Source organism: Streptomyces sp. NPDC018026 (assembly GCF_044327745.1).
Classification (GTDB): domain Bacteria; phylum Actinomycetota; class Actinomycetes; order Streptomycetales; family Streptomycetaceae; genus Streptomyces; species Streptomyces rubrogriseus.
In genome coordinates, this window is sequence record NZ_JBIRFY010000001.1 from 107,911 (window position 1) to 128,750 (window position 20,840).

Below are 20,840 nucleotides of genomic sequence, written 5' to 3' on the forward strand. Positions count from 1 at the left end.
ATTCAATCAATATTGACAGAATCACAGTCAAGTATGGACAGTTAAATCAAGTTCGAGGAGGTAATCATGTCCGTCAACAGAACCGCAGCCGCGGCAACCCCCGTCGAGGTGCCGCGCGGGCTCGCCGGTGTCGTGGTGGCCGACACCGAGGTCGGCGACGTGCGAGGACTCGAGGGGTTCTACCACTACCGCCAGTACTCGGCCGTCGAACTCGCCAGGAGCCGCGGCTTCGAGGACGTCTGGCATCTCCTGGTCCACGGGGAACTCCCCGACGCGCGAACCGGGGCCGCCTTCGCCGCCGAGACCGCGGCGCTGCGGCGGCTCCCCGACGCGGTACGCGCCGCCCTGCCCGCCATCGCCGAGGCCGGTGGACGCTCCGGTCCGCTGGCCGGCATGCGCACCGGCCTGTCCCTGCTCGGTGCGGCCCTGGGCTTCGGACCGGTGTACGACCTGTCGGTCGACCGGCGCAGGCAGGACACCCTGGTGGCCGCGGCGGCCGTACCGACGCTGCTGACCGCGCTGCACCGGTTGGGACGGGGACTCGAACCGGTGGAGCCGCGCGAGGACCTCTCGTACGCCGCGAACTACCTGTACATGTTGACCGGCCAGGAGCCGGACGAGGCGCGCACACGGGCGATCGAGCAGTACCTGATCTCCACCATCGACCACGGATTCAACGCGTCGACCTTCACCGCGCGGGTCATCGCGTCCACGGGTGCGGATGTCGCGGCCTGCCTGGCGGGCGCGGTGTCGGCGTTGTCCGGCCCGCTGCACGGCGGCGCGCCCAGCCGGGCGCTGGACACCCTGGACGCGATCGGCACGCCCGATCGCATCGACGCGTGGATTCGCGAGCGGGTGCTCGACGGTGACCGCATCATGGGCTTCGGGCACGCGGTCTACCGCACGGAGGACCCGCGCTCACGGATGCTGCGCGAGGTGGCGCAGAGCTTCGGCGGACCGCGCGTGGAGTTCGCCGTCGAGGTGGAGCGGCAGGTCGAGGCGATCCTCGCGGAGCTGAAGCCGGGACGCGAACTGCACACCAACGTCGAGTTCTACGCGGGCGTGGTCATGGAACTGTGCGGCCTGCCCCGCGAGATGTTCACTCCCACGTTCGCGGCGGCCCGGGTGGTGGGCTGGAGCGCGAACATTCTGGAGCAGGCGTCCGACTCCAAGATCATCCGCCCGGCGGCGCGGTATGTGGGGCCGGGGGCGCCCGTGGGGGTCCCGGCGGTGGCCTGAGAAACACGAACGGCCTGGTGCCGTTCGGGCGCCAGGCCTGGTCGGGAGAGGGTCGAGCAAGGACGGGGTGCCGGGTTGCTCGCCGGTGCTGGGGGTCCGTGCGCCGCCGGCGGTGGGGTACTGCCGAAGGCACGGGTGACGTCAGGCGTCGGGGATGTCCGCCTTGGCCCGGATGAGGGTCTCCCGGCTGATGACCACGATGCGTTCGTAGTCGGCCCGGGAAGCGTCGGCGGGCAGCTCACGTTCGAGGGCTTCGGTGGCCTCCGTACCGATCACTGCAAAATTGCCGTCGCTCAGTTCGAACAGATCCGGGCAGTTGGCTCCCGACGTACTGCCACGCGAGCTCGGAGGCACACCGATGCGGCGCACGATCTTCAAAGGGTACCGGTCCTTACACAGGTTGGGCACGCTGGTCGGCAGCACCGTACTGTGATCAGTGGGTCGCGTGTGACCGCATGGCCGAAATGAAGCGAGAGGTTCACTCGCCCGAGGACGAGTTGCCCTCCCAGGCGGGTGGAGGCGTGCCGACCACCCACCACTCGTCCGTGTCCGCCTCGTCCAGGTCCATGATCAGGCCGTCCACCATGGCACCGATCCGCGTCTCGTCGGAAGACTCGGCCAGCGTCGCGCGCTGCGCCCTCGACGCTTCCCAGTACTCCCGCATCAGCGGCGTCTGGAAGATTTCACGCAGACGCCCGAACAGCTCCTGCTGGTCCAGCAGGCCCGCTTCGTAGAGGTAGTACAGGTTGACGTACCAGGCGTTGGCGTAGAAGAACTGACGCCGCTTCTCTGCGGGGATGTGCTTGTCGTAGGTGTCGATCACGGCAGCCAGGGACGCGTCGTCCATCGCCCTCGTGAGCAGCTCCCAGTGCATGCGCTGCTGGTGCGCCAGAGCCCTGCGCCGGGAGGCCGCTTCCTCCAGTTCCAGCCGCCTGAGACCGACGCGTTCCGCTTCCAGTCGCCGCTGGCGCGCGGCCAGTGTCAACCCCGCCGTGGCGACCAGCATCCCGGCCGCGGCGGAGCCGAACCTCCCCGTGACCTTCTTCCGTGTGACCATGTCAACCCCCGAATCAGGCGACCGCCCGCCGGTCGTCGAGTGCGGGTCGGCTGACGGGGACCGGCGAGCGATGCTTGGTGCTGCCACCTCCAGGGTGCCGAGCGGCGCTGATCGACGGGGAGGCGGAGAGGAGGCGCACGGAGGGAAGCGAGGGTCGCACGGTCCGGCGCCTTGGAAAACGTCTGCCCACCAAGTGCTGCTAACAATCGTTCACTCCGCGGGTACTCCGCCGGCTCGTATCCTGAGCAGGCAATTCCGTTCACGGGTGTACGCCCTGCCGCGGGCCGGCGTACGCATGGGTGAGAAAGAGGTCGCACGGTGGGGCAGCGCTCGACTCCGCAGCAGATTCCGGTCGTCGTGCTCGCCGGATTCCTCGGCTCCGGGAAGACCACCCTGCTCAACCACCTCCTCCACCGCAGCGGAGGCAGCCGTATCGGCGCCGTCGTCAACGACTTCGGATCGATCGAGATCGACGCGATGGCCGTCGCGGGCGCCCTCGGCGACTCCACCGTGTCCCTGGGCAACGGCTGCCTGTGCTGTGCCGTCGATGCGAGTGAACTGGACGGCTACCTGGCGCGGCTCGCCCGGCCCGAGGCCGGCATCGACGTCATCGTCATCGAGGCCAGCGGCCTCGCCGAACCGCAGGAACTCGTGCGCATGCTGCTCGCCAGCGAGCAGCCGGGGATCGTCTACGGCGGGCTCGTCGAGGTCGTCGACGCCGCCGAGTTCGACGACACCCGCGCCAAGCATCCCGAGATCGACCGGCACCTGGCCCTCGCCGACCTGGTCGTGGTCAACAAGACCGACCGGGTCCCCGACGCCGAGCGGGTGCTCGGCCTCGTGCACTCGCTCGTGGACGGCGCCGCCGTCGTGCCCGCGACCTACGGCCGTATCGACCCCGGGTTCCTCTACGACTGCCGGCCCGGCGAGGAGCGCGTGGGGCAGCTGTCCTTCGACGACCTGCACGACCACTCCGAGGGCGGCGCGCACTCCGATCACCTGCACGCCGACTACGACACCCTGTCGTTCGTCTCGGCCCTCCCGCTCGACCCGCGCCGGCTCATGCGCTTCCTCGACAGCCGTCCCGAGGGCCTGTACCGGATCAAGGGGTACGTCGACTTCGGCCCGTACGACACGCGCAACCGGTACGCCGTCCACGCCGTCGGACGCTTCCTGCGCTTCTACCCGGAGCCCTGGACGTCCGCCGACGACACTCCCGCCGACGACACCGCCGGCGCCCGCCGCACCCGGCTCGTCCTCATCGGCACCGGCCTCGACACGGCGGCCCTCGGCGCGGAACTCGACGCGTGCCGCCGGGACACCGACGCCCCACCCGCCGACGAGCACGGCATGTGGGGCGTCCTGCGCTATGTGCCCGACGGCGAGGAGCCCGACGGCCAGGAGCCGCCGGACGCCCCGTAGGCCTCCCTACACCGGGCCCGCCACCACCGACACCGTCTTGGGCAGCGACACGCCCGAGCCGTCGCGGCGCGGGTCGGTGTCCGGGAGCTGGGCCGGCGTGCCGTTCTTCTGCGCGGCGAGGGCCGGGGTGGCGCCCGCCCAGGCGAAGGCCAGGCAGTCCTCGCCCTTCAGGAACCGCTGGCAGCGCACACCGCCCGTGGCGCGACCCTTGCGCGGGTACTGGTCGAACGGCGTGAGCTTGGCCGTGGTCTGCACGGAGTCGTCCAGTGTGCCGCGCGATCCGGCCACCGTGAAGACCACCGCGTCGGCCGCCGGGTCCACCGCCGTGAAGGAGATGACCTTGGCCCCGTCGGCGAGCTTGACGCCCGCCACACCACCCGCAGGACGGCCCTGTGGGCGGACCTGCGAGGCCTGGTAGCGCAGGAGCTGCGCGTCGTCCGTGATGAAGACCAGGTCCTCGTCACCGGTGCGCAACTCGACCCCGCCGACGATGCGGTCGCCGTCCTTGAGGGTGATGACCTCCAACTCGTCCTTGTTGGACGGGTAGTCGGGCACCACCCGCTTGACGACGCCCTGTTCCGTGCCGAGCGCCAGCCCCGGCGACGACTCGTCCAGCGTGGTCAGGCAGACGACGTCCTCGTCGTCCTCCAGGGACACGAACTCGGCCAGCGGCGCGCCGCCCGCGAGGTTCGGCGTCGGCATGGCCTCCGGGAGCTGGGGCAGGTCCACCACGTTCACCCGCAGCAGCCGCCCGCCGGACGTCACCACGCCCACCTCGCCGCGCGCGGTGGCCGGTACCGCCGAGACGATCAGGTCGTGCTTGACGCGCTTGGCCCCGGCCTCCGTGACGAGAGGCTCGTCGTTCGCCGTGCGGGCCAGCAGCCCCGTCGACGACAGCAGTACCCGGCACGGGTCGTCCGCCACCTGGAGCGGCACGGCGGCGACCGGGGCACCGCTCGACTCCAGCAGCGTCGTACGCCGGTCGGTGCCGAACTTCTTCGCCACCGCCGCCAGTTCGGCCGAGACCAGCTTGCGCAGCTCCGCGTCCGAGTCGAGGATCCGGGTCAGCTCCTCGATCTCCGCGTTCAGCCGGTCCTTCTCGGACTCCAGCTCGATGCGGTCGAACTTGGTGAGCCGGCGCAGCGGGGTGTCCAGGATGTACTGCGTCTGGACGTCGCTCAGCGAGAACCGCTCCATCAGGCGCTGCTTGGCCTGTGCGGAGTTCTCGCTGGAGCGGATGAGGCGGATGACCTCGTCGATGTCGACCAGGGCGGTGAGCAGGCCCTCCACCAGGTGCAGCCGGTCGCGCTTCTTGCTGCGGCGGAACTCGCTGCGGCGCCTGACGACCGTGAAGCGGTGGTCGAGATAGACCTCCAGCAGCTCCTTGAGGCCCAGGGTGAGGGGCTGGCCGTCGACCAGGGCGACGTTGTTGATGCCGAAGGACTCCTCCATGGCCGTCAGCTTGTAGAGCTGCTCCAGGACCGCCTCCGGCACGAAGCCGTTCTTGATCTCGATGACCAGGCGCAGTCCGTGGGCGCGGTCGGTGAGGTCCTTGACGTCCGCGATGCCCTGGATCTTCTTCGCGCCGACCAGGTCCTTGATCTTCGAGATGACCTTCTCCGGGCCGACCGCGAAGGGCAGCTCGGTGACGACGAGACCCTTGCGGCGCGCCGTCACCGTCTCCACGGACACCGTCGCACGGATCTTGAAGGTGCCGCGGCCCGTCTCGTACGCGTCCCGGATGCCGGGCAGGCCGACGATGCGGCCGCCGGTGGGCAGGTCGGGGCCCGGCACGTGCTTCATCAGCGCGTCCAGGTCGGCGTTCGGGTACCGGATCAGATGCCGGGCCGCCGCGATCACCTCGCGCAGATTGTGCGGCGGCATGTTCGTGGCCATGCCGACCGCGATGCCCGAAGCGCCGTTGACCAGCAGGTTCGGGAAGGCGGCGGGCAGGGCCGCCGGCTCCTGCTCCTGGCCGTCGTAGTTCGGGGCGAAGTCGACGGTGTCCTCGTCGATGGACTCCGTCATCAGGCCGGCGGCCTCGGCCATCCGGCACTCGGTGTACCGCATGGCGGCCGGCGGGTCGTCGTTGCCCAGCGAGCCGAAGTTGCCGTGGCCGTCCACCAGGGGCACGCGCATCGAGAACGACTGGGCCATGCGGACCAGGGCGTCGTAGATCGACGCGTCGCCGTGCGGATGCAGCTTGCCCATGACCTCGCCGACGACGCGGGCGCACTTCACGTAGCTGCGCTCGGGCCGCAGGCCCATCTCGTTCATCTGGTAGACGATGCGCCGGTGCACCGGCTTGAGGCCGTCGCGGGCGTCCGGCAGCGCACGGGAGTAGATGACCGAGTACGCGTACTCGAGGAAGGAGCCCTGCATCTCGTCGACGACGTCGATGTCGAGGATCTTCTCCTCGTACGAGTCGTCGGGCGGCGGGGTCTTCGTACTACGGCGGGCCATCGCTGCCGGCTCCTTGCTGAAGCGTGAACGGTGATCTGACGCCGTCCATTGTGGACTGCGGCACTGACAGCGACCGACCAGGACCCGTCACGGGCTGCCGGCCCGGCGCTGCCCGCAGCGTACGCCCTCGTCCCGGGGTGCCGTCCGCGCAGCCGTCTCCGGCGGCCCGTCAACCGCGTTCTCGCTCTCGGCGTACGGGGCCCGGGAACTCCACCGGCCGCCCGCACGCTTGCATACAGTGGCAGGACCGGCGGAATTCCGCAGTTCCGCCCATGGATTCCACCCGGTGGTTCACCCAGTGACTCCACCAGGATCTCGCGATCGAAGGGACGTACATGCCCATGGGTCACACGGCCACAGCCCAGGCAGGCTCCGGCGGCCTGACAGCGACCGAGCACCGCCTGGCCAACGGCCTGCGCGTGGTGCTCTCCGAGGACCACCTGACCCCGGTCGCGGCGGTGTGCCTCTGGTACGACGTCGGCTCGCGCCACGAGGTCAAGGGGCGCACCGGCCTGGCTCACCTTTTCGAGCACCTCATGTTCCAGGGCTCCGCCCAGGTCAAGGGCAACGGCCACTTCGAGCTGGTGCAGGGCGCCGGCGGCTCGCTCAACGGCACCACCAGCTTCGAGCGGACCAACTACTTCGAGACCATGCCCGCCCACCAGCTGGAGCTCGCCCTCTGGCTGGAGGCCGACCGCATGGGCTCCCTGCTCGCCGCCCTGGACGACGAGTCGATGGAGAACCAGCGGGACGTCGTCAAGAACGAACGCCGCCAGCGCTACGACAACGTCCCCTACGGCACCGCCTTCGAGAAGCTGACCGCCCTCGCCTACCCGGAGGGCCACCCCTACCACCACACGCCGATCGGCTCGATGGCCGACCTGGACGCGGCGACCCTGGAGGACGCGCGCGCGTTCTTCCGCACCTACTACGCGCCGAACAACGCGGTGCTCTCGGTCGTCGGCGACATCGACCCCGAGCAGACCCTCGCGTGGATCGAGAAGTACTTCGGCTCCATCGCCTCCCACGACGGCAAGCAGCCGCCCCGGGACGGCGCGCTGCCCGACGTCATGGGCGGGGAACTGCGGGAGGTCGTCGAGGAGGAGGTCCCGGCCCGCGCCCTGATGGCGGCCTACCGACTGCCGGAGGACGGCACGCGCGCGTGCGACGCGGCCGACCTGGCCCTGACCGTCCTGGGCGGCGGCGAGTCGTCCCGCCTGTACAACCGGCTCGTCCGCCGCGACCGCACCGCCGTCGCCGCCGGGTTCGGCCTGCTCCGGCTCGCCGGGGCGCCCTCCCTGGGCTGGCTGGACGTGAAGACGTCCGGCGACGTCGAGGTGCCGGTCATCGAGACCGCCATCGACGAGGAGCTGGCCCGGTTCGCCGAGGAGGGCCCCACGGCCGAGGAGATGGAGCGCGCCCAGGCCCAGCTGGAGCGCGAGTGGCTGGACCGCCTGGGCACGGTCGCCGGCCGCGCCGACGAACTGTGCCGGTACGCCGTCCTGTTCGGCGACCCGCAGCTCGCCCTCACCGCCGTGCAGCGGGTCCTCGAGGTGACCGCGGAGGAGGTCCAGGAGGTCGCCAAGGCCCGCCTGCGCCCCGACAACCGCGCGGTGCTCGTCTACGAGCCCACCGCCCCCGCCGACGAGACCGACGCCGACGAGACCACCGTCTCCGTGACCGACGCCACCGACGAGAACGAGGAGGCGGCCAAGTGACCGAGCTCGCCACCATGGAATTCCACGCCCAGCCGCAGGCCGGCGAGCCCAAGCCCTGGGCGTTCCCCGCGCCCGAGCGCGGCAGCCTCGACAACGGCCTCACCGTGCTGCGCTGCCACCGCCCCGGCCAGCAGGTCGTCGCCGTCGAGGTGCTCCTCGACGCCCCCCTGGACGCCGAGCCGGCCGGCCTCGACGGCGTCGCCACCATCATGGCGCGCGCCTTCTCCGAGGGCACCGACAAGCACTCCGCCGAGGACTTCGCCGCCGAGCTGGAGCGCTGCGGCGCCACCCTGGACGCGCACGCCGACCACCCCGGCGTCCGGCTGAGCCTGGAGGTGCCCGCCTCGCGCCTCGCCAAGGCACTCGGCCTGCTCGCCGACGCCCTCAGGGCGCCCGCCTTCGCCGACGGCGAGGTCGAACGGCTGGTGCGCAACCGGCTCGACGAGATCCCGCACGAGCTGGCCAACCCCTCCCGGCGCGCCGCCAAGGAACTCTCCAAGGAGCTGTTCCCGGCCGACGTGCGCATGTCGCGCCCGCGCCAGGGCACCGAGGAGACGGTCGAGGCCATCGACTCGGCGGCCGTACGCGCCTTCTACGAGCGGCACGTCCGCCCCGCCACGGCCACCGCGGTGGTCGTCGGCGACCTCACCGGCGTCGACCTGGACGTGCTGCTCGGCGACACCCTGGGCGCGTGGACCGGCTCGGCGGCCGAGCCGCGCCCCGTGCCCCCGGTGACCGCCGACGACCGGGGCCGGGTCGTCATCGTGGACCGTCCCGGCGCCGTCCAGACGCAGCTGCTGATCGGCCGCACCGGCGCCGACCGGCACGACCGGGTGTGGCCCGCGCAGGTGCTCGGCACCTACTGCCTGGGCGGCACCCTCACCTCGCGCCTGGACCGCGTCCTGCGCGAGGAGAAGGGCTACACCTACGGTGTGCGGGCGTTCGGCCAGGTCCTGCGCTCCGCGCCGGACGGCACCGGCGCCGCGATGCTCGCCATCAGCGGATCCGTCGACACCCCCAACACCGGTCCCGCCCTGGAGGACCTGTGGACGGTGCTGCGCAAGCTGGCCGCGGAGGGGCTCACCGACGCCGAACGCGACGTGGCCGTGCAGAACCTGGTGGGCGTGGCGCCGCTGAAGTACGAGACGGCGGCGGCCGTGGCGAGCACGCTGGCCGACCAGGTCGAGCAGCACCTGCCCGACGACTTCCAGGCCACGCTCTACCGCCAACTGGCCGCCACGGGCACCGTGGAGGCCACCGCGGCGGTCGTGAACGCCTTCCCGGTGGACCGTCTCGTGACGGTCCTCGTCGGCGACGCGGCGCAGATCAGGGAGCCCGTCGAGGCCCTCGGCATCGGCGAAGTCACCGTGGTGGCGGCCGAGTAGCGGCACGCGCGCGGCGGCCCTGGTGACCGGTGTGTCACCAGGGCCGCCGTTTGTCCGGATTGGGGGAGTGGTTGCCCGTCTGCCCTGTGGCGTGCGCTACAAAAAGCCTGTTGCGTTTGAGGATTGAACGCAGCCGCGTTTAGCGTCGTCCGGGCTGTTCGTCAGGCAGTGCGCCGCGTCCGCGGCACCGGGCAGCCATCGCCGAGTCCCCGTACGGCGCGAGCCAGGGGAGCCGGGGACCCATCGCAGTCCCTGGGGTGAATCGGACGCCCGCGCGCACGCGAGGGGGTCCGTAGGAGACCTTCCACCTCCGAACCCGTCAGCTAACCCGGTAGGCGAGAGGGAAGGAAAGGACAAGCCTCTACATGGCGTTCACGCGCGCCACCGGGAAGCACCGCCGTACCGGCCGGGTGCACCGCACCACCGCCCGCGCGGCGGGAGTCGCGGCCCTCGCCACCACCGGCGTGGTCGGCACCCTCGCGGCTCCGGCGCTCGCCGCCGAGCCCGAGGCGGAACAGACCGGGCTCACCCCGGTCGTCACCATCGGCGACTCCATAGCCGACGAGATCGACGCCCAGGCCCTCGCCCAGCAGCAGGCGGCCGCGGACGCCGCCGCCCGCGAGGCGGCCCAGGAGGCGGCCCGCGAGCGGGCGGCCGAGGCGGCCAAGGAGGCGCGCGAGGCCAAGGAGCGCGCCGCGCGGGAGGCGGAGCGCGAGCGCCTCAACACCTTCGTCGCGCCGATCACCGCCTCGTACGTCTCCACCGCCTACCAGGCCGGCAGCTCCCTGTGGTCCTCGGGCAGCCACACCGGCATCGACTTCCACGCCTCCAGCGGCACGTCCGTGCACTCCGTCGGCGTCGGCACCGTCGTCGAGGCCGGCTGGGGCGGGGCGTACGGCAACCAGGTCGTGATCCGGATGCACGACGGCACGTACACGCAGTACGGGCACCTGTCGTCGATCGGCGTCTCGGTCGGCCAGTCGGTCGAGCCCGGCCAGCAGATCGGCGTCTCGGGGGCCACCGGCAACGTCACCGGACCGCACCTGCACTTCGAGGCCCGTACGAGTCCCGAGTACGGCTCGGACATGGACCCCGTCGCCTATCTCCGCTCCCACGGCGTGAACGTCTGAGGAGAGAGAACGTCTGACGGAGACAACGTCTGACGGAGAGAACGTCTGGCAAAAAGCCCCCGGCTTCCCGAGTCGGGGCTTTTTGTATTCCATCCCGGCCTGATTGGCCTAGAGTCGCTGAAAGCGCGTCCATCGTCGACGTTTCAGGGGATCAAGGCGGAGGTCGGTCATGCGTATTCCGGCGCATTCGGTGTGCACGGCGATTCGGGACGACATCGTGGCCGGCGTCCACGGACGCGGGAGCCGGCTCACCGAGGAAATCCTGGCCCGCCGCTACGGCGTCTCCCGCGTCCCCGTCCGCGAGGCTCTGCGCACGCTGGAGGCGGAGGGCTTCGTGGTGACCCGGCGGCACGCGGGCGCGTGCGTCGCGGAACCGTCCGAGCGGGAGGCCGCGGACCTGCTGGAGACCCGCGCGCTCCTGGAGCCGCTCGGTGCCTCCCGGGCCGCGCGACGGCGCACCGACGCCCACCTCAAGGTGCTGCGCGGCCTGGTCAGGCTGGGGCGGGAACGGGCCGGGCGGGGCACCGCCGACGAGTTGCGCTCCCTGGGGGACTGGTTCCACGAGACCCTCGCCCGGGCGGCGGACAGCCCCTCCCTGACCGCGCTGCTGACCCAGCTCCGCCAGAAGATCGCCTGGATGTACGTCGTGGAGGCACCGGCCGGACCGGTGGAGTACTGGGCGGAGTACGCGGCGATCACCGATGCCGTGGCCCGGGGCGACGGCGAACGCGCGCGGGCGCTCATGACGCGGCACATCGAGCGGTCGGCATCCGGGCACCGGCTCCGATTCGCCTCCGGCGGCGCGGCGACGGAGCGTGTGAGGAATACGCAACATTCCGTAAACACCGCGAGCCCGCTCCGGTAACACAGGTTCCGTATACAAAAGCGGGGGAATTCCGGCCGACTATTTCTGCCGTCCCTAATGGGCGGAAGCGGAAGCGGGAGCGTAAAGGCGAAAGGCCCGTCCGGTGGTCCCGGCGGGCCTTTCGGTGCTGCTGTCCTGTCCCTCAGACGGTCTCGGGAAGCTCCTCGAGCCCCTCGGCGACCAGCTTCGCCAGCCGGTCCAGAGCCGCCTCGGCGCCCTCGGCGTCGGAGGCGAGGACGATCTCCTCGCCCCCCTGGGCGCCGAGGCCGAGGACGGCCAGCATGGAGGCCGCGTTGACGGGGGACCCGTCGGCCTTGGCGATCGTCACCGGGACGCCTGTGGCCGTGGCGGCTCGGACGAAGATGGAGGCGGGGCGGGCGTGGAGACCCTCGGCCCAGCCGACGTTGACGCGGCGCTCAGCCATGTGATGCTGCCCTTCAGGTGTTCAGAGGCGTTGAAGTTGTCTAGACCAGTCTTGTCTAGACCAGTTTCCCACATCGTGAAGCAAGCCGGGACGACCACGTGGGCCGCCCCGTACGGGTCCCGGACCGCGGCCTCGGTCCGGACATCCGTCCCCCACAGACTGCCCCGCGCCGTTGTCGTACGCGAGCCGTACTCTGGGGCCCATGCAGACCTCGTCGGACCGGCACGAGTACCCCGCCCACTGGGAAGCCGACGTGGTGCTGCGCGACGGCGGTACCGCGCGCGTCCGCCCCATCACCGTTGACGACGCCGAGCGCCTGGTCAGCTTCTACGAGCAGGTTTCCGACGAGTCGAAGTACTACCGCTTCTTCGCGCCGTACCCTCGCCTGTCCGCCAAGGACGTCCACCGCTTCACGCACCACGACTTTGTGGACCGGGTGGGACTCGCGGCCACCATCGGCGGCGAGTTCATCGCCACCGTACGCTACGACCGGATCGGGGCCGGCGGAACACCCGCCACCGCACCGGCCGACGAGGCCGAGGTCGCCTTCCTCGTCCAGGACGCCCACCAGGGGCGCGGCGTCGCCTCCGCCCTCCTGGAGCACATCGCCGCCGTCGCCCGCGAGCGGGGCATCCGCCGCTTCGCCGCCGAGGTGCTGCCCGCCAACAACAAGATGATCAAAGTCTTCATGGACGCCGGGTACACCCAGAAGCGGAGCTTCGAGGACGGGGTGGTCCGCCTGGAGTTCGATCTCGAACCCACCGACCGCTCGCTGGCCGTGCAGTACGCGCGCGAGCACCGCGCGGAAGCCCGATCCGTCCAGCGGCTGCTGCAGCCCGGCTCGGTCGCGGTCGTCGGCGCCGGCCGCACCCCGGGCGGCGTCGGCCGCAGCATCCTCGGCAACATCCGGGACGCCGGCTACACGGGGCGCGTGTACGCCGTGAACAGGGCCTTCCCCGAGGACATGAAGGAGCTCGACGGAGTTCCGGCGTGCCGTTCCGTGCGCGACATCGACGGGCCCGTCGACCTCGCCGTCGTCACCGTGCCCGCCGAGCACGTCCCGGACGTCGTCACCGCGTGCGGCGAGCACGGGGTGCAGGGCCTGGTGGTGATCTCCGCCGGATACGCCGACAGCGGCCCCGAGGGGCGCGAACGCCAGCGCGCCCTCGTGCGGCACGCGCGCACGTACGGCATGCGCATTATCGGGCCCAACGCCTTCGGGATCATCAACACCTCCCCGGACGTGCGGCTCAACGCCTCCCTCGCCCCCGAGATGCCGCGCACGGGGCGGATCGGCCTGTTCGCGCAGTCCGGCGCCATCGGCATCGCCCTGCTGTCCCGGCTGCACCGGCGCGGCGGCGGGGTCACCGGCGTCACCGGCGTGTCCACCTTCGTCTCCTCCGGCAACCGCGCCGACGTCTCCGGCAACGACGTCCTCCAGTACTGGTACGACGACCCGGAGACCGACGTCGCGCTGATGTACCTGGAGTCCATCGGCAACCCCCGCAAGTTCACCCGCCTGGCCCGGCGTACCGCGGCCGCCAAGCCCCTGGTCGTGGTGCAGGGCGCCCGGCACGGCGGCGTGGCACCCCAGGGGCACGCCGTACGGGCGACGCGGCTGCCGCACGCGACGGTCTCCGCGCTGCTGCGGCAGGCCGGCGTGATCCGGGTCGACACCATCACCGACCTGGTCGACGCGGGGCTGCTCCTCGCCCGCCAGCCGCTGCCCACCGGACCGAGGGTGGCCATCCTGGGCAACTCGGAGTCCCTGGGACTGCTCACCTACGATGCGTGCCTCTCCGAGGGCCTGCGCCCGCAGCCCCCGCTGGACCTGACGACCGCCGCCTCCGCCGACGACTTCCACGCGGCCCTGGCCAGGGCGCTGGCCGACGACACGTGCGACGCGGTGGTGGTGACCGCCATCCCGACGGTGGGGGAGGGGGCGGCCGGGGACGCCGCGCTCGCCGAGGCCCTGCGCTCGGCGGCGGCCGCGGTCCCCACCAAGCCCGTCCTCGTGGTCCACGTGGAGCTGGGCGGCCTGGCGGAGGCCCTGTCCGCGGCGGCGAGCACGGCCCCGCAAACAGCTCAGGCCACCGCGTCCCAGGCGGGGGCCACCCCGGGCAACACTTCCCAGGCGGCTCCGGCCACCGGCCCCGAAGCGGCTCCGAGCGCGGCCTTCCCGGTCGATCCGGGTGCCGTGCGGCAGGGCGGCCCGGGCGGCCCTGCCTCCCGGGCCACCTCAGGCGGCGCAGCCCAGGCGGCTCCGGTCACCGGCTCCCAAGCCGACCCGAGCACAGCATTCCCGCCCGACCCGGGTGCCGTGCCCCAGGCCACCCCGGGCGGCCCGGCCTCCCGGACGACCCCGGGCGGCGTACCCCATGCCGCTCCCGGCACCGCCGAACGGCCCCCGTCCCGCGCGTCCGGTCCGTCCGTCGCGTCCGCCGCCACGGCCCAGCCGCCGTCGGCCGTCCTGCCCAAGGAGGGGGCCCACCTCATCCCCGCCTACCCCGCCGCCGAGCGTGCCGTCCGCGCCCTCGGTGAGGCGGTCGCCTACGCCCAGTGGCGGCGCGAGGCCGCCGACCCCGGCAGGGTGCCGGAGTACGAGGACATCGACGAGAAGGGCGCCGCCCAGCAGATAGCGGGGCACCTCGCGCGCGGGCAGGGGCTCACCCTCGGCAGCCAGGAGACCTGCGACCTGCTCGGCCGGTACGGCGTCCACGTCCACCGCGCCCTGCCCGCAGCCACCCCCGACGACGCCGCGGCCGCCGCGCGGACCATCGGCTACCCGGTGGCCCTCAAGGCCACCGCCCCGCACCTGCGCCACCGCGCCGACCTGGGCGGCGTACGCCTCGACCTCGCGGACGAGGAGCAACTGCGCCGGGCCTACGCCGAATTGACCGAGCTGTTCGGGAAGCCCGCGGAGCTGCGCCCGGTGGTGCAGGGCATGGCTCCGCGCGGCGTCGACACCGTCGTACGGGCGGTCATCGACCCGGCGGCCGGCGCGGTGCTCTCCTTCGGCCTCGCCGGCGCCGCCACCCAGTTGCTCGGCGACATGGCGCACCGGCTGATCCCGGTCACCGACCGGGACGCGACCTCGCTCATCCGCTCGGTCCGCACGGCCCCCCTCCTCTTCGGCTGGCGCGGCTCGGCCCCGGTCGACGCCGCCGCCCTCGAAGAGCTGCTGCTGCGGGTCTCCCGGCTGGTCGACGACCACCCGGAGGTCGTCGCGGTCACCCTGGAGCCCGTCGTGGTCGCCCCGCACGGCCTGAGCGTCCTCGGCGCCTCCGTCCGCCTCGCGCCCCCTCCCGCCAGGGACGACCTGGGCCCGCGGACCCTGCCGGCCTACTGACCCGCCCCGCCCCGTACCCGGCCTCGTACCCGCCCCTACCCGGCCCGGTGCCCGCGCCGGGTACGCCCCGGGACGGGTACCGCAGGAGCGTCCCTCGCAGTCAGTGGGTCCCCGTAGGATGGACGGCATGGCCAAGACCAGTACGACGACCCAGGGGCTGCGAGCGGCGATCGAGCGCAGCGGCTACTACCCGGCCCTCGTGGCCGAGGCGGTGGAGGCCGCCGTGGGCGGCGAGCCCGTGCGGTCTTACCTGGTCCACCAGGAGACGACGTTCGACCAGAACGAGGTGCGCCGGCACGTGACCGTGCTGGTGCTCACCGGCAACCGCTTCATCGTCAGCCACACCGACGAGCAGGCCGCCGACGACACCTCCCCGACGCCGTACGCCACGACGTCCACGGAGTCCGTCAAGCTCGGCCGGATCTCGTCCATCGTCGTCAGCCGCGTCGTCGCCAACCCGGAGCAGTACAAGCCGGGCACCCTGCCCCGCGAGATCGTGCTGACCATCGGCTGGGGCGCCGTCTCCCGCCTCGACCTGGAGCCCGCCGCCTGCGGCGACCCCAACTGCGAGGCCGACCACGGCTACACGGGCAGCTCGACGGCCGACGACCTCAGCCTGCGCGTCAGCGAGGCCGGGGACGGCCCCGAGACGGTGCGCCAGGCGCTCACCTTCGCCCAGGCCCTCTCCGAGGCGACCGCGGACTCCGCCCGCTGATGGTGCAGAACACCGCCTGGGACACCCACCCGGAACCGCTCCCCGTCGACTCCGCCCCCGTACCCGAGTACGGCCGGGGCTCCCTCGCCGACCTGCTGCCCACCCTGGCCGCCGGCCTCGGTGTCCCCGGCATGACCGCGGGGATCACCGAACTGACCCCCGCCGACCGCAACTGCGTCTTCCTGATCGACGGCCTCGGCTGGGAGCAGCTGCGCGCGCACCCCGAGGACGCCCCGTTCCTCAGTTCCCTCCTGGGCAGCTCGCGCGGCGGCACGGGGCGCCCGATCACCGCCGGCTACCCGGCGACCACGGCGACCTCCCTCGCCTCCGTCGGCACCGGCCTCCCGCCGGGCGCCCACGGCCTGCCCGGATACACGGTGCGCAATCCCGGCACCGGCGCCCTGATGAACCAGCTCCGCTGGCAGCCGTGGACCGCGCCCGGCCCCTGGCAGCCCTACCCCACCGTCTTCGGCCTCGCCCACGAGGCGGGGGTGCACGCCGCCCAGGTCTCCTCGCCCACCTTCGCCAACACCCCGCTGACCAAGGTCGCGCTCAGCGGCGGCGAGTTCCACGGACGCCTGTCCGGCGAGGACCGGATGGACTGCGCCGCCGAGCAGCTCGCCCGCGCCGACCGCGCTCTCGTCTACACGTACTACGCCGAGGTCGACGGCGCCGGACACCGCTTCGGCGTCGACTCCGACACCTGGCGCGGCCAGCTCGGCCACGTGGACCGGCTCGTCCAGCGCCTCGCCGAGCAGCTGCCACCGCGCAGCGCCCTGTACGTCACCGCCGACCACGGCATGGTCGACGTGCCCTTCGACGAGGAACACCGCATCGACTTCGACGAGGACTGGGAGCTGAAGGCGGGCGTCGCCCTCCTCGGCGGCGAGGGCCGCGCCCGCCACGTCTACGCCGTCCCCGGTGCCCGCAACGACGTGCTGTTCTGCTGGCGCGAGGTGCTCGGCGAGCAGTTCTGGGTGGCCTCCCGGGACGAGGCGATCGCCGCGGGCTGGTTCGGCCCCCGCATCGACGACCGGGTGTACGAGCGCATCGGCGACGTGGTCGCCGCGGCGCGCGACGACGTCCTGGTCATCGCCTCCGAGCGCGAGCCCAAGGAGTCGGCGATGGTCGGCAACCACGGTTCGATGACCCCCGCCGAGCAGTTCGTCCCGCTGCTCGAAGTACGCTCCTGACCCTCTCCGCTCCACCGATCCCGCTGCCGAAAGGTGCCCAACCCCTCATGCCCGAGCTGGTGTTCTTCTCCGGAACGATGGACTGCGGGAAGTCGACACTGGCTCTCCAGATCGAGCACAACCGCTCGGCGCGCGGACTGGCCGGCATGATCTTCACCCGCGACGACCGTGCGGGCGAGGGCAAGCTCTCCTCCCGCCTCGGCCTCGTCACCGACGCGGTCGAGGTCGGGGACGGCCAGGACCTGTACGCCCACGTCGTCGACCACCTCTCGCAGGGCGGCCGGGTGGACTACGTGATCGCGGACGAGGCGCAGTTCCTCGCGCCGGACCAGATCGACCAGCTCGCGCGCGTGGTCGACGACCTCGACGTCGACGTGTACGCCTTCGGCATCACCACCGACTTCCGCTCCAAGCTCTTCCCGGGCTCCCAGCGGCTGGTGGAACTCGCCGACCGCGTCGAGGTGCTCCAGGTCGAGGCCCTGTGCTGGTGCGGAGCCCGCGCCACGCACAACGCCCGCACCGTGGGCGGCGTCATGGTCGTCGAGGGCGCCCAGGTGGTCGTCGGGGACGTCGCCCAGTCCCCCGACGAGATCGGCTACGAGGTGCTGTGCCGCCGCCACCACCGCAGGCGGATGACGAGCGCGACGGCGCGGGCGGCGGCGCTCTCGCCGGACGTGCTGCCCGTCTCCACCACGTGAGTGCCCAGGCCGGCGCGCGCCGGCCCTGATCAGCCGATCTGCTCGGCCACGATGAGCTGGAACCGCTCGAAGGCCAGCTCCACGGTGTTGTGCCGAGCGTCGACGGTGCCGAGAGAGGTGCCGTTGAACGGGTCGGTCAGGCGGTACCTGCCGCGGCCCAGGCCACGCAGCTCGACGGTCCCGTCCCACCGCCCGGCGTAGAAGGCGTAGTGCAGGGTCGCGCCCTTGGCCACCACATGCGCCTCGGGCTTGTCGAAACCGATGTCGTACAGCTCGCCCCGGTACTCGCCCGTGGACAGCATGTTCTCCTCGTACAGGTTCATCCACCGGCGCCAGAGGGCTTCCCTCTCCGGCGTGAGCACGATGGAGTCGTCCGGGCCCGCGGGGTAGGTGAACTTCGTCGACAGGACGGCTCCCACACCGTAGCTGGAGGCGAAGTCGTCGCCGCCGTCGCTCAGTTCGACGTGGTCGCCGGAGTAGCTGCTGCCCCGGCCCATCAGCGCCTTCATCGTCTTGCCCTTCGTACGGACCTGGTACGACGAGAGTGGGTCCGAGCTCGGGTACTGGTCGACGTAGGGGAGGTTGTGGAAGGCGAAGGCGGTGCCGCAGGGGCAGAGCTCGACCACGGCGTCGCGGTTCGCCTCGTGCGCGGCCTCGTACACCGCCTTCCAGAACTGCGCGAGGCCCTCGGTCGATTCTTCCGGGCGGGCATGCCCGTGCGCCGGGTTGTAGCAGGGCGTGACGGCGTTGAGGTGCTGGCCGTCGATCTTGAGCCCCTCGTATCCCCAGTCGCCGATGAACCGCTTCACCTGCCCGACGAAGTAGTCCACCGTCGGCCGGTACGCGGGGCACAGGGTCCAGGCGTCCCACCAGCTCACGCGCTGCTTGTTGCCCTCACGGTCCAGCAGGAGCATGTCGGAGTGGTTCCGGTACAGGCTGCTCTCCGGGTCCGCCGCCAGCGGAGCCCACCACAGGCGCGGCCGCAGGCCGGCGTCCCGGATCTGCTCCGTGAAGGCCCGCATGTCCCTCGCGCCGCGCGGGAACTTCCGCGGGTCCAGTTCCCAGTCGCCCTCGTTGGTCTGCCAGCCGTCGTCCAGCACCGCCCACTTGAGGCCGACCTCGCGCACCTTGGGGAGCGTTGCGACGACCTGCTCGACGGTGAAGTCCCGCTCGTAGCCCCAGGCGCACCACATGGGTTCCAGGGCCGGCCCGGGCGTCCTGGGCGCACGCTGGCCGACGTCGCTCATGTAGTCGCGGTAGCGCTGCAGCGGTGCGAAGTGGTCGCCGGGCAGGGCGGTCAGGAAGGTGGTGTCGGTGGTCAGGCGCCGCCCCGGTTCCAGGGTCACGCGGGTGTCGCCCTCGACGGCGAGGCTCGCTCCGCCGGCCGTCCTGCGAACCGGCAGGCGCAGCATCCTGGCCACGGGTTCGACGTGCCCGACGGAGAGACCGGCCCCCGGCCGCCACACGGTCGCCATGGGGGTGCCGCCGCCGTAGTCGGAGGCGTCCATCCCCAGCGAGTTCTCCTGGACGAACCCGTCCGTCATCGGCCGCACCCAGTCGCGACGGTCCTCGTAGGTGGTTCCCGAGAAGGTGTGGAAGCCGCCGGGGACCTCCAGGAGTTCATGGGCCCCGCTGCGCCATCCGGTGACCGCCAGCGGGGCACCGGTCCCGTTGGTGTAGGTCACCTTCATCACGATCATCCCGGTCAGGCGCCGGAAGGAGGTCAGCTCCACCGTCTTGCGGACTCCGGTCGCGGACTTGCCCCAGACGGTCACGCTCACGCCCGCGCCGTGCCGGGAATGCCGGGTCCTGCGGGTTTCGTGCCCGCCGTACGTGAACGCGTCGATCGCCCCGCCGTCCACCAGCAGGGCCTCACCGGCGTCGAAGCGTGTGACGTCGACGCCCCGCAACGCCACCCGGCTGCGCAGCCGGTCGTCGAACTCCAGGGTGATGGAGGTGTCGCCGACCCCGACGAGGTCGGGTCCGCGGTGCGGTGCGGCGGCCGCGGGCGTGGCGCCCGGCGCCACGGAGGGGAGGGCGGCCAGGCCGGCACCTCCCAGCGCCACCTTCAGTACGCTGCGCCGGTTCACATCCGTCATGTCGGCCTCTCTGTCGGAGCAGGCCCTGGTCTGTAACCGGCTCCTCGAACGGAGCCGGGACACCCGTGAGGGCGAGGACGGCGCCATCGGGCTCCGAGTGGCCTGCATCGAGAACGTAAGTGGTATTTGATTGGCATGTCAATGGTTCAAAGCTCCGCCCCGGCGCGGGAGTTCACGACGTGCGGTGGGGACGCGAGGGATGCGGGTGCCTGCGCCGCCGGTCGAACCGGTACGCTTCTGGTATGACCGAAGCGAGTACGCCGATGCCCAGGGGCCTTTTCGCCGACGACGCCCTTCCGCTGTACGAGCGCACGGCCGCGCGGCTCCTCGACGACCTGCGTGCCGCCGCCGCCCGCCCCGGTGACCGGCTGCCCTCCGAGCGGGCCCTGGTCACCCGGTACGCCGTCTCGCGCGTGACCCTGCGGGCCGCCCTCGCCCAGCTGGAGGCGCGAGGGGTCGTGCGGCCGTCGTCGTCGCGCGGGTGGTTCGTCGCCGAACCCGGCCTGTTCCCCGAAGCGGTGACGGCGCCGGCCTCGACCGTGCCCCAGGTCCAGGGATTCGCCGACTACGCCGAGGCCAACGGGCTGACGACGGCCAGCAAGGTGCTCTCCGCCGCCGTCCGCCCGGCCACCGTGGCGGAGGCCGAGCAGCTCCGGATCGCTCCGGGCGCCGACCTCTTCGACCTCCACCGGCTGCGCTTCCTGGACGGCCTGCTGGTCGTGCTGGAGCACAACCGGCTGCCGCTGTCGGCCTGCCCGGCCCTGGCCGACACCGACTTCAGCACCGCCTCGCTGTACGCCACCCTGCGTGCCGCCGACCCGCCGCAGCTTCCCCGGGTCGCCGACTACTCGGTCGAGGCCCGCCATCCGACGGCGCGGGAGATGGAGCTGCTCGAGATCGGGGCGACCATGCCGATGCTGGTCGCGACCCAGCTGACCTCCAACCAGGACGCCCGCCCGATCGAACTGACCGTCCAGGTCTACCGGGGGGACCGCTACCGGTTCCGGGCCTCCATCACCAATCAGACCTGAACCGACCGGACCTGAACCGACCGGACCTGAACCGACCGGACCTGAATGGACC

16 protein-coding genes and 1 riboswitch are annotated in these 20,840 nt (G+C 72.0%); of the genes, 11 read left to right on the top strand and 5 right to left on the bottom strand.

Translation table 11 applies throughout. From position 1 onward, the window contains the following. Positions 1-66 precede the first annotated feature (66 nt). The gene (locus ACH4D3_RS00460) at positions 67-1,239 is read left to right on the top strand and encodes a citrate synthase/methylcitrate synthase (protein ID WP_398314831.1); all 1,173 of its coding nucleotides are present in this window, start codon (positions 67-69) and stop codon (positions 1,237-1,239) included. Positions 1,240-1,380: 141 nt separating this feature from the next. Here ACH4D3_RS00460 and ACH4D3_RS00465 read toward each other — a convergent pair whose 3' ends face one another. Together ACH4D3_RS00465 and ACH4D3_RS00470 are read right to left on the bottom strand one after the other, a co-directional pair. After that, complete coding sequence (locus ACH4D3_RS00465; protein ID WP_079187841.1) at positions 1,381-1,617, bottom strand: hypothetical protein; 237 nt, start codon at positions 1,615-1,617, stop codon at positions 1,381-1,383. A 100-nt stretch (positions 1,618-1,717) separates the two neighbouring features. Next, positions 1,718-2,296 carry a DUF6082 family protein gene (locus ACH4D3_RS00470; RefSeq protein WP_398314833.1) on the bottom strand — a complete coding sequence of 193 codons (579 nt, stop codon included), beginning with the start codon at positions 2,294-2,296 and terminating at the stop codon, positions 1,718-1,720. A 318-nt stretch (positions 2,297-2,614) separates the two neighbouring features. Between ACH4D3_RS00470 and ACH4D3_RS00475 the strand changes: the two genes are divergently transcribed. Next, positions 2,615-3,718, top strand: coding sequence for a CobW family GTP-binding protein (locus tag ACH4D3_RS00475; protein WP_398314835.1), 1,104 nt, complete (start codon positions 2,615-2,617; stop codon positions 3,716-3,718). Positions 3,719-3,724: 6 nt separating this feature from the next. On the opposite strand, the gene ACH4D3_RS00480 is transcribed toward ACH4D3_RS00475, so the two are convergent. After that, positions 3,725-6,181 carry a DNA topoisomerase (ATP-hydrolyzing) subunit A gene (locus ACH4D3_RS00480; RefSeq protein WP_398314837.1) on the bottom strand — a complete coding sequence of 819 codons (2,457 nt, stop codon included), beginning with the start codon at positions 6,179-6,181 and terminating at the stop codon, positions 3,725-3,727. A 335-nt stretch (positions 6,182-6,516) separates the two neighbouring features. Here ACH4D3_RS00480 and ACH4D3_RS00485 point away from each other — a divergent pair, with 335 nt between their 5' ends. The 4 genes from ACH4D3_RS00485 (at position 6,517) to ACH4D3_RS00500 (ending at position 11,279) form a co-directional block, all read left to right on the top strand. Further along, positions 6,517-7,899: a M16 family metallopeptidase gene (locus ACH4D3_RS00485; protein ID WP_398314839.1), complete on the top strand. Its 1,383-nt coding sequence runs from the start codon at positions 6,517-6,519 to the stop codon at positions 7,897-7,899. Next, positions 7,896-9,284 (top strand): M16 family metallopeptidase, encoded by a 1,389-nt coding sequence (locus ACH4D3_RS00490; protein WP_398314841.1) that lies wholly within the window; start codon positions 7,896-7,898, stop codon positions 9,282-9,284. The genes ACH4D3_RS00485 and ACH4D3_RS00490 overlap by 4 nt, the downstream gene beginning before the upstream one ends. A 189-nt stretch (positions 9,285-9,473) precedes the next feature. Continuing rightward, positions 9,474-9,637, top strand: a riboswitch (cyclic di-AMP (ydaO/yuaA leader). A gap of 12 nt (positions 9,638-9,649) precedes the next feature. Continuing rightward, positions 9,650-10,414, top strand: a complete 765-nt coding sequence (locus ACH4D3_RS00495; protein ID WP_398314843.1) for a M23 family metallopeptidase — start codon at positions 9,650-9,652, stop codon at positions 10,412-10,414. A 169-nt stretch (positions 10,415-10,583) separates the two neighbouring features. Further along, the gene (locus ACH4D3_RS00500) at positions 10,584-11,279 is read left to right on the top strand and encodes a GntR family transcriptional regulator (RefSeq protein WP_398314845.1); all 696 of its coding nucleotides are present in this window, start codon (positions 10,584-10,586) and stop codon (positions 11,277-11,279) included. 142 nt (positions 11,280-11,421) lie between these two features. Here ACH4D3_RS00500 and ACH4D3_RS00505 read toward each other — a convergent pair whose 3' ends face one another. Further along, on the bottom strand, positions 11,422-11,703 hold the full coding sequence (locus ACH4D3_RS00505) for an HPr family phosphocarrier protein (protein ID WP_007445064.1): 282 nt from the start codon (positions 11,701-11,703) through the stop codon (positions 11,422-11,424). A 202-nt stretch (positions 11,704-11,905) separates the two neighbouring features. On the opposite strand from ACH4D3_RS00505, the gene ACH4D3_RS00510 reads away from it, so the two are divergent. From ACH4D3_RS00510 to ACH4D3_RS00525, 4 genes are all read left to right on the top strand, one after another. Continuing rightward, positions 11,906-15,052 (top strand): GNAT family N-acetyltransferase, encoded by a 3,147-nt coding sequence (locus ACH4D3_RS00510; protein ID WP_398314847.1) that lies wholly within the window; start codon positions 11,906-11,908, stop codon positions 15,050-15,052. A gap of 118 nt (positions 15,053-15,170) precedes the next feature. Next, positions 15,171-15,767: a DUF5998 family protein gene (locus ACH4D3_RS00515; protein ID WP_003973177.1), complete on the top strand. Its 597-nt coding sequence runs from the start codon at positions 15,171-15,173 to the stop codon at positions 15,765-15,767. After that, positions 15,767-16,960, top strand: a complete 1,194-nt coding sequence (locus tag ACH4D3_RS00520; protein ID WP_398314850.1) for an alkaline phosphatase family protein — start codon at positions 15,767-15,769, stop codon at positions 16,958-16,960. The genes ACH4D3_RS00515 and ACH4D3_RS00520 overlap by 1 nt, the downstream gene beginning before the upstream one ends. Before the next feature lie 47 nt (positions 16,961-17,007). Continuing rightward, entirely contained in the window at positions 17,008-17,658 is a 651-nt protein-coding gene (locus tag ACH4D3_RS00525; protein WP_115744595.1) for a thymidine kinase, read from the top strand. A gap of 29 nt (positions 17,659-17,687) precedes the next feature. Here the strand turns inward: ACH4D3_RS00525 and ACH4D3_RS00530 are convergent, their stop codons facing one another. Beyond that, entirely contained in the window at positions 17,688-19,757 is a 2,070-nt protein-coding gene (locus ACH4D3_RS00530) for a glycoside hydrolase family 36 protein (protein ID WP_398314852.1), read from the bottom strand. 242 nt (positions 19,758-19,999) lie between these two features. Between ACH4D3_RS00530 and ACH4D3_RS00535 the strand changes: the two genes are divergently transcribed. After that, positions 20,000-20,788 carry a GntR family transcriptional regulator gene (locus ACH4D3_RS00535; RefSeq protein ID WP_398314854.1) on the top strand — a complete coding sequence of 263 codons (789 nt, stop codon included), beginning with the start codon at positions 20,000-20,002 and terminating at the stop codon, positions 20,786-20,788. The last annotated feature ends 52 nt before the right edge of the window (positions 20,789-20,840 follow it).

Coding starts and splice junctions, on each gene's coding strand:
- ACH4D3_RS00460 (WP_398314831.1), top strand. CDS start 67: ATGTCCGTCAACAGAACCGCAGCCGCGGCAACCCCCGTCGAGGTGCCG.
- ACH4D3_RS00470 (WP_398314833.1), bottom strand. CDS start 2,296: ATGGTCACACGGAAGAAGGTCACGGGGAGGTTCGGCTCCGCCGCGGCC.
- ACH4D3_RS00480 (WP_398314837.1), bottom strand. CDS start 6,181: ATGGCCCGCCGTAGTACGAAGACCCCGCCGCCCGACGACTCGTACGAG.
- ACH4D3_RS00485 (WP_398314839.1), top strand. CDS start 6,517: ATGCCCATGGGTCACACGGCCACAGCCCAGGCAGGCTCCGGCGGCCTG.
- ACH4D3_RS00495 (WP_398314843.1), top strand. CDS start 9,650: ATGGCGTTCACGCGCGCCACCGGGAAGCACCGCCGTACCGGCCGGGTG.
- ACH4D3_RS00500 (WP_398314845.1), top strand. CDS start 10,584: ATGCGTATTCCGGCGCATTCGGTGTGCACGGCGATTCGGGACGACATC.
- ACH4D3_RS00505 (WP_007445064.1), bottom strand. CDS start 11,703: ATGGCTGAGCGCCGCGTCAACGTCGGCTGGGCCGAGGGTCTCCACGCC.
- ACH4D3_RS00510 (WP_398314847.1), top strand. CDS start 11,906: ATGCAGACCTCGTCGGACCGGCACGAGTACCCCGCCCACTGGGAAGCC.
- ACH4D3_RS00515 (WP_003973177.1), top strand. CDS start 15,171: ATGGACGGCATGGCCAAGACCAGTACGACGACCCAGGGGCTGCGAGCG.
- ACH4D3_RS00520 (WP_398314850.1), top strand. CDS start 15,767: ATGGTGCAGAACACCGCCTGGGACACCCACCCGGAACCGCTCCCCGTC.
- ACH4D3_RS00525 (WP_115744595.1), top strand. CDS start 17,008: ATGCCCGAGCTGGTGTTCTTCTCCGGAACGATGGACTGCGGGAAGTCG.
- ACH4D3_RS00530 (WP_398314852.1), bottom strand. CDS start 19,757: ATGACGGATGTGAACCGGCGCAGCGTACTGAAGGTGGCGCTGGGAGGT.
- ACH4D3_RS00535 (WP_398314854.1), top strand. CDS start 20,000: ATGACCGAAGCGAGTACGCCGATGCCCAGGGGCCTTTTCGCCGACGAC.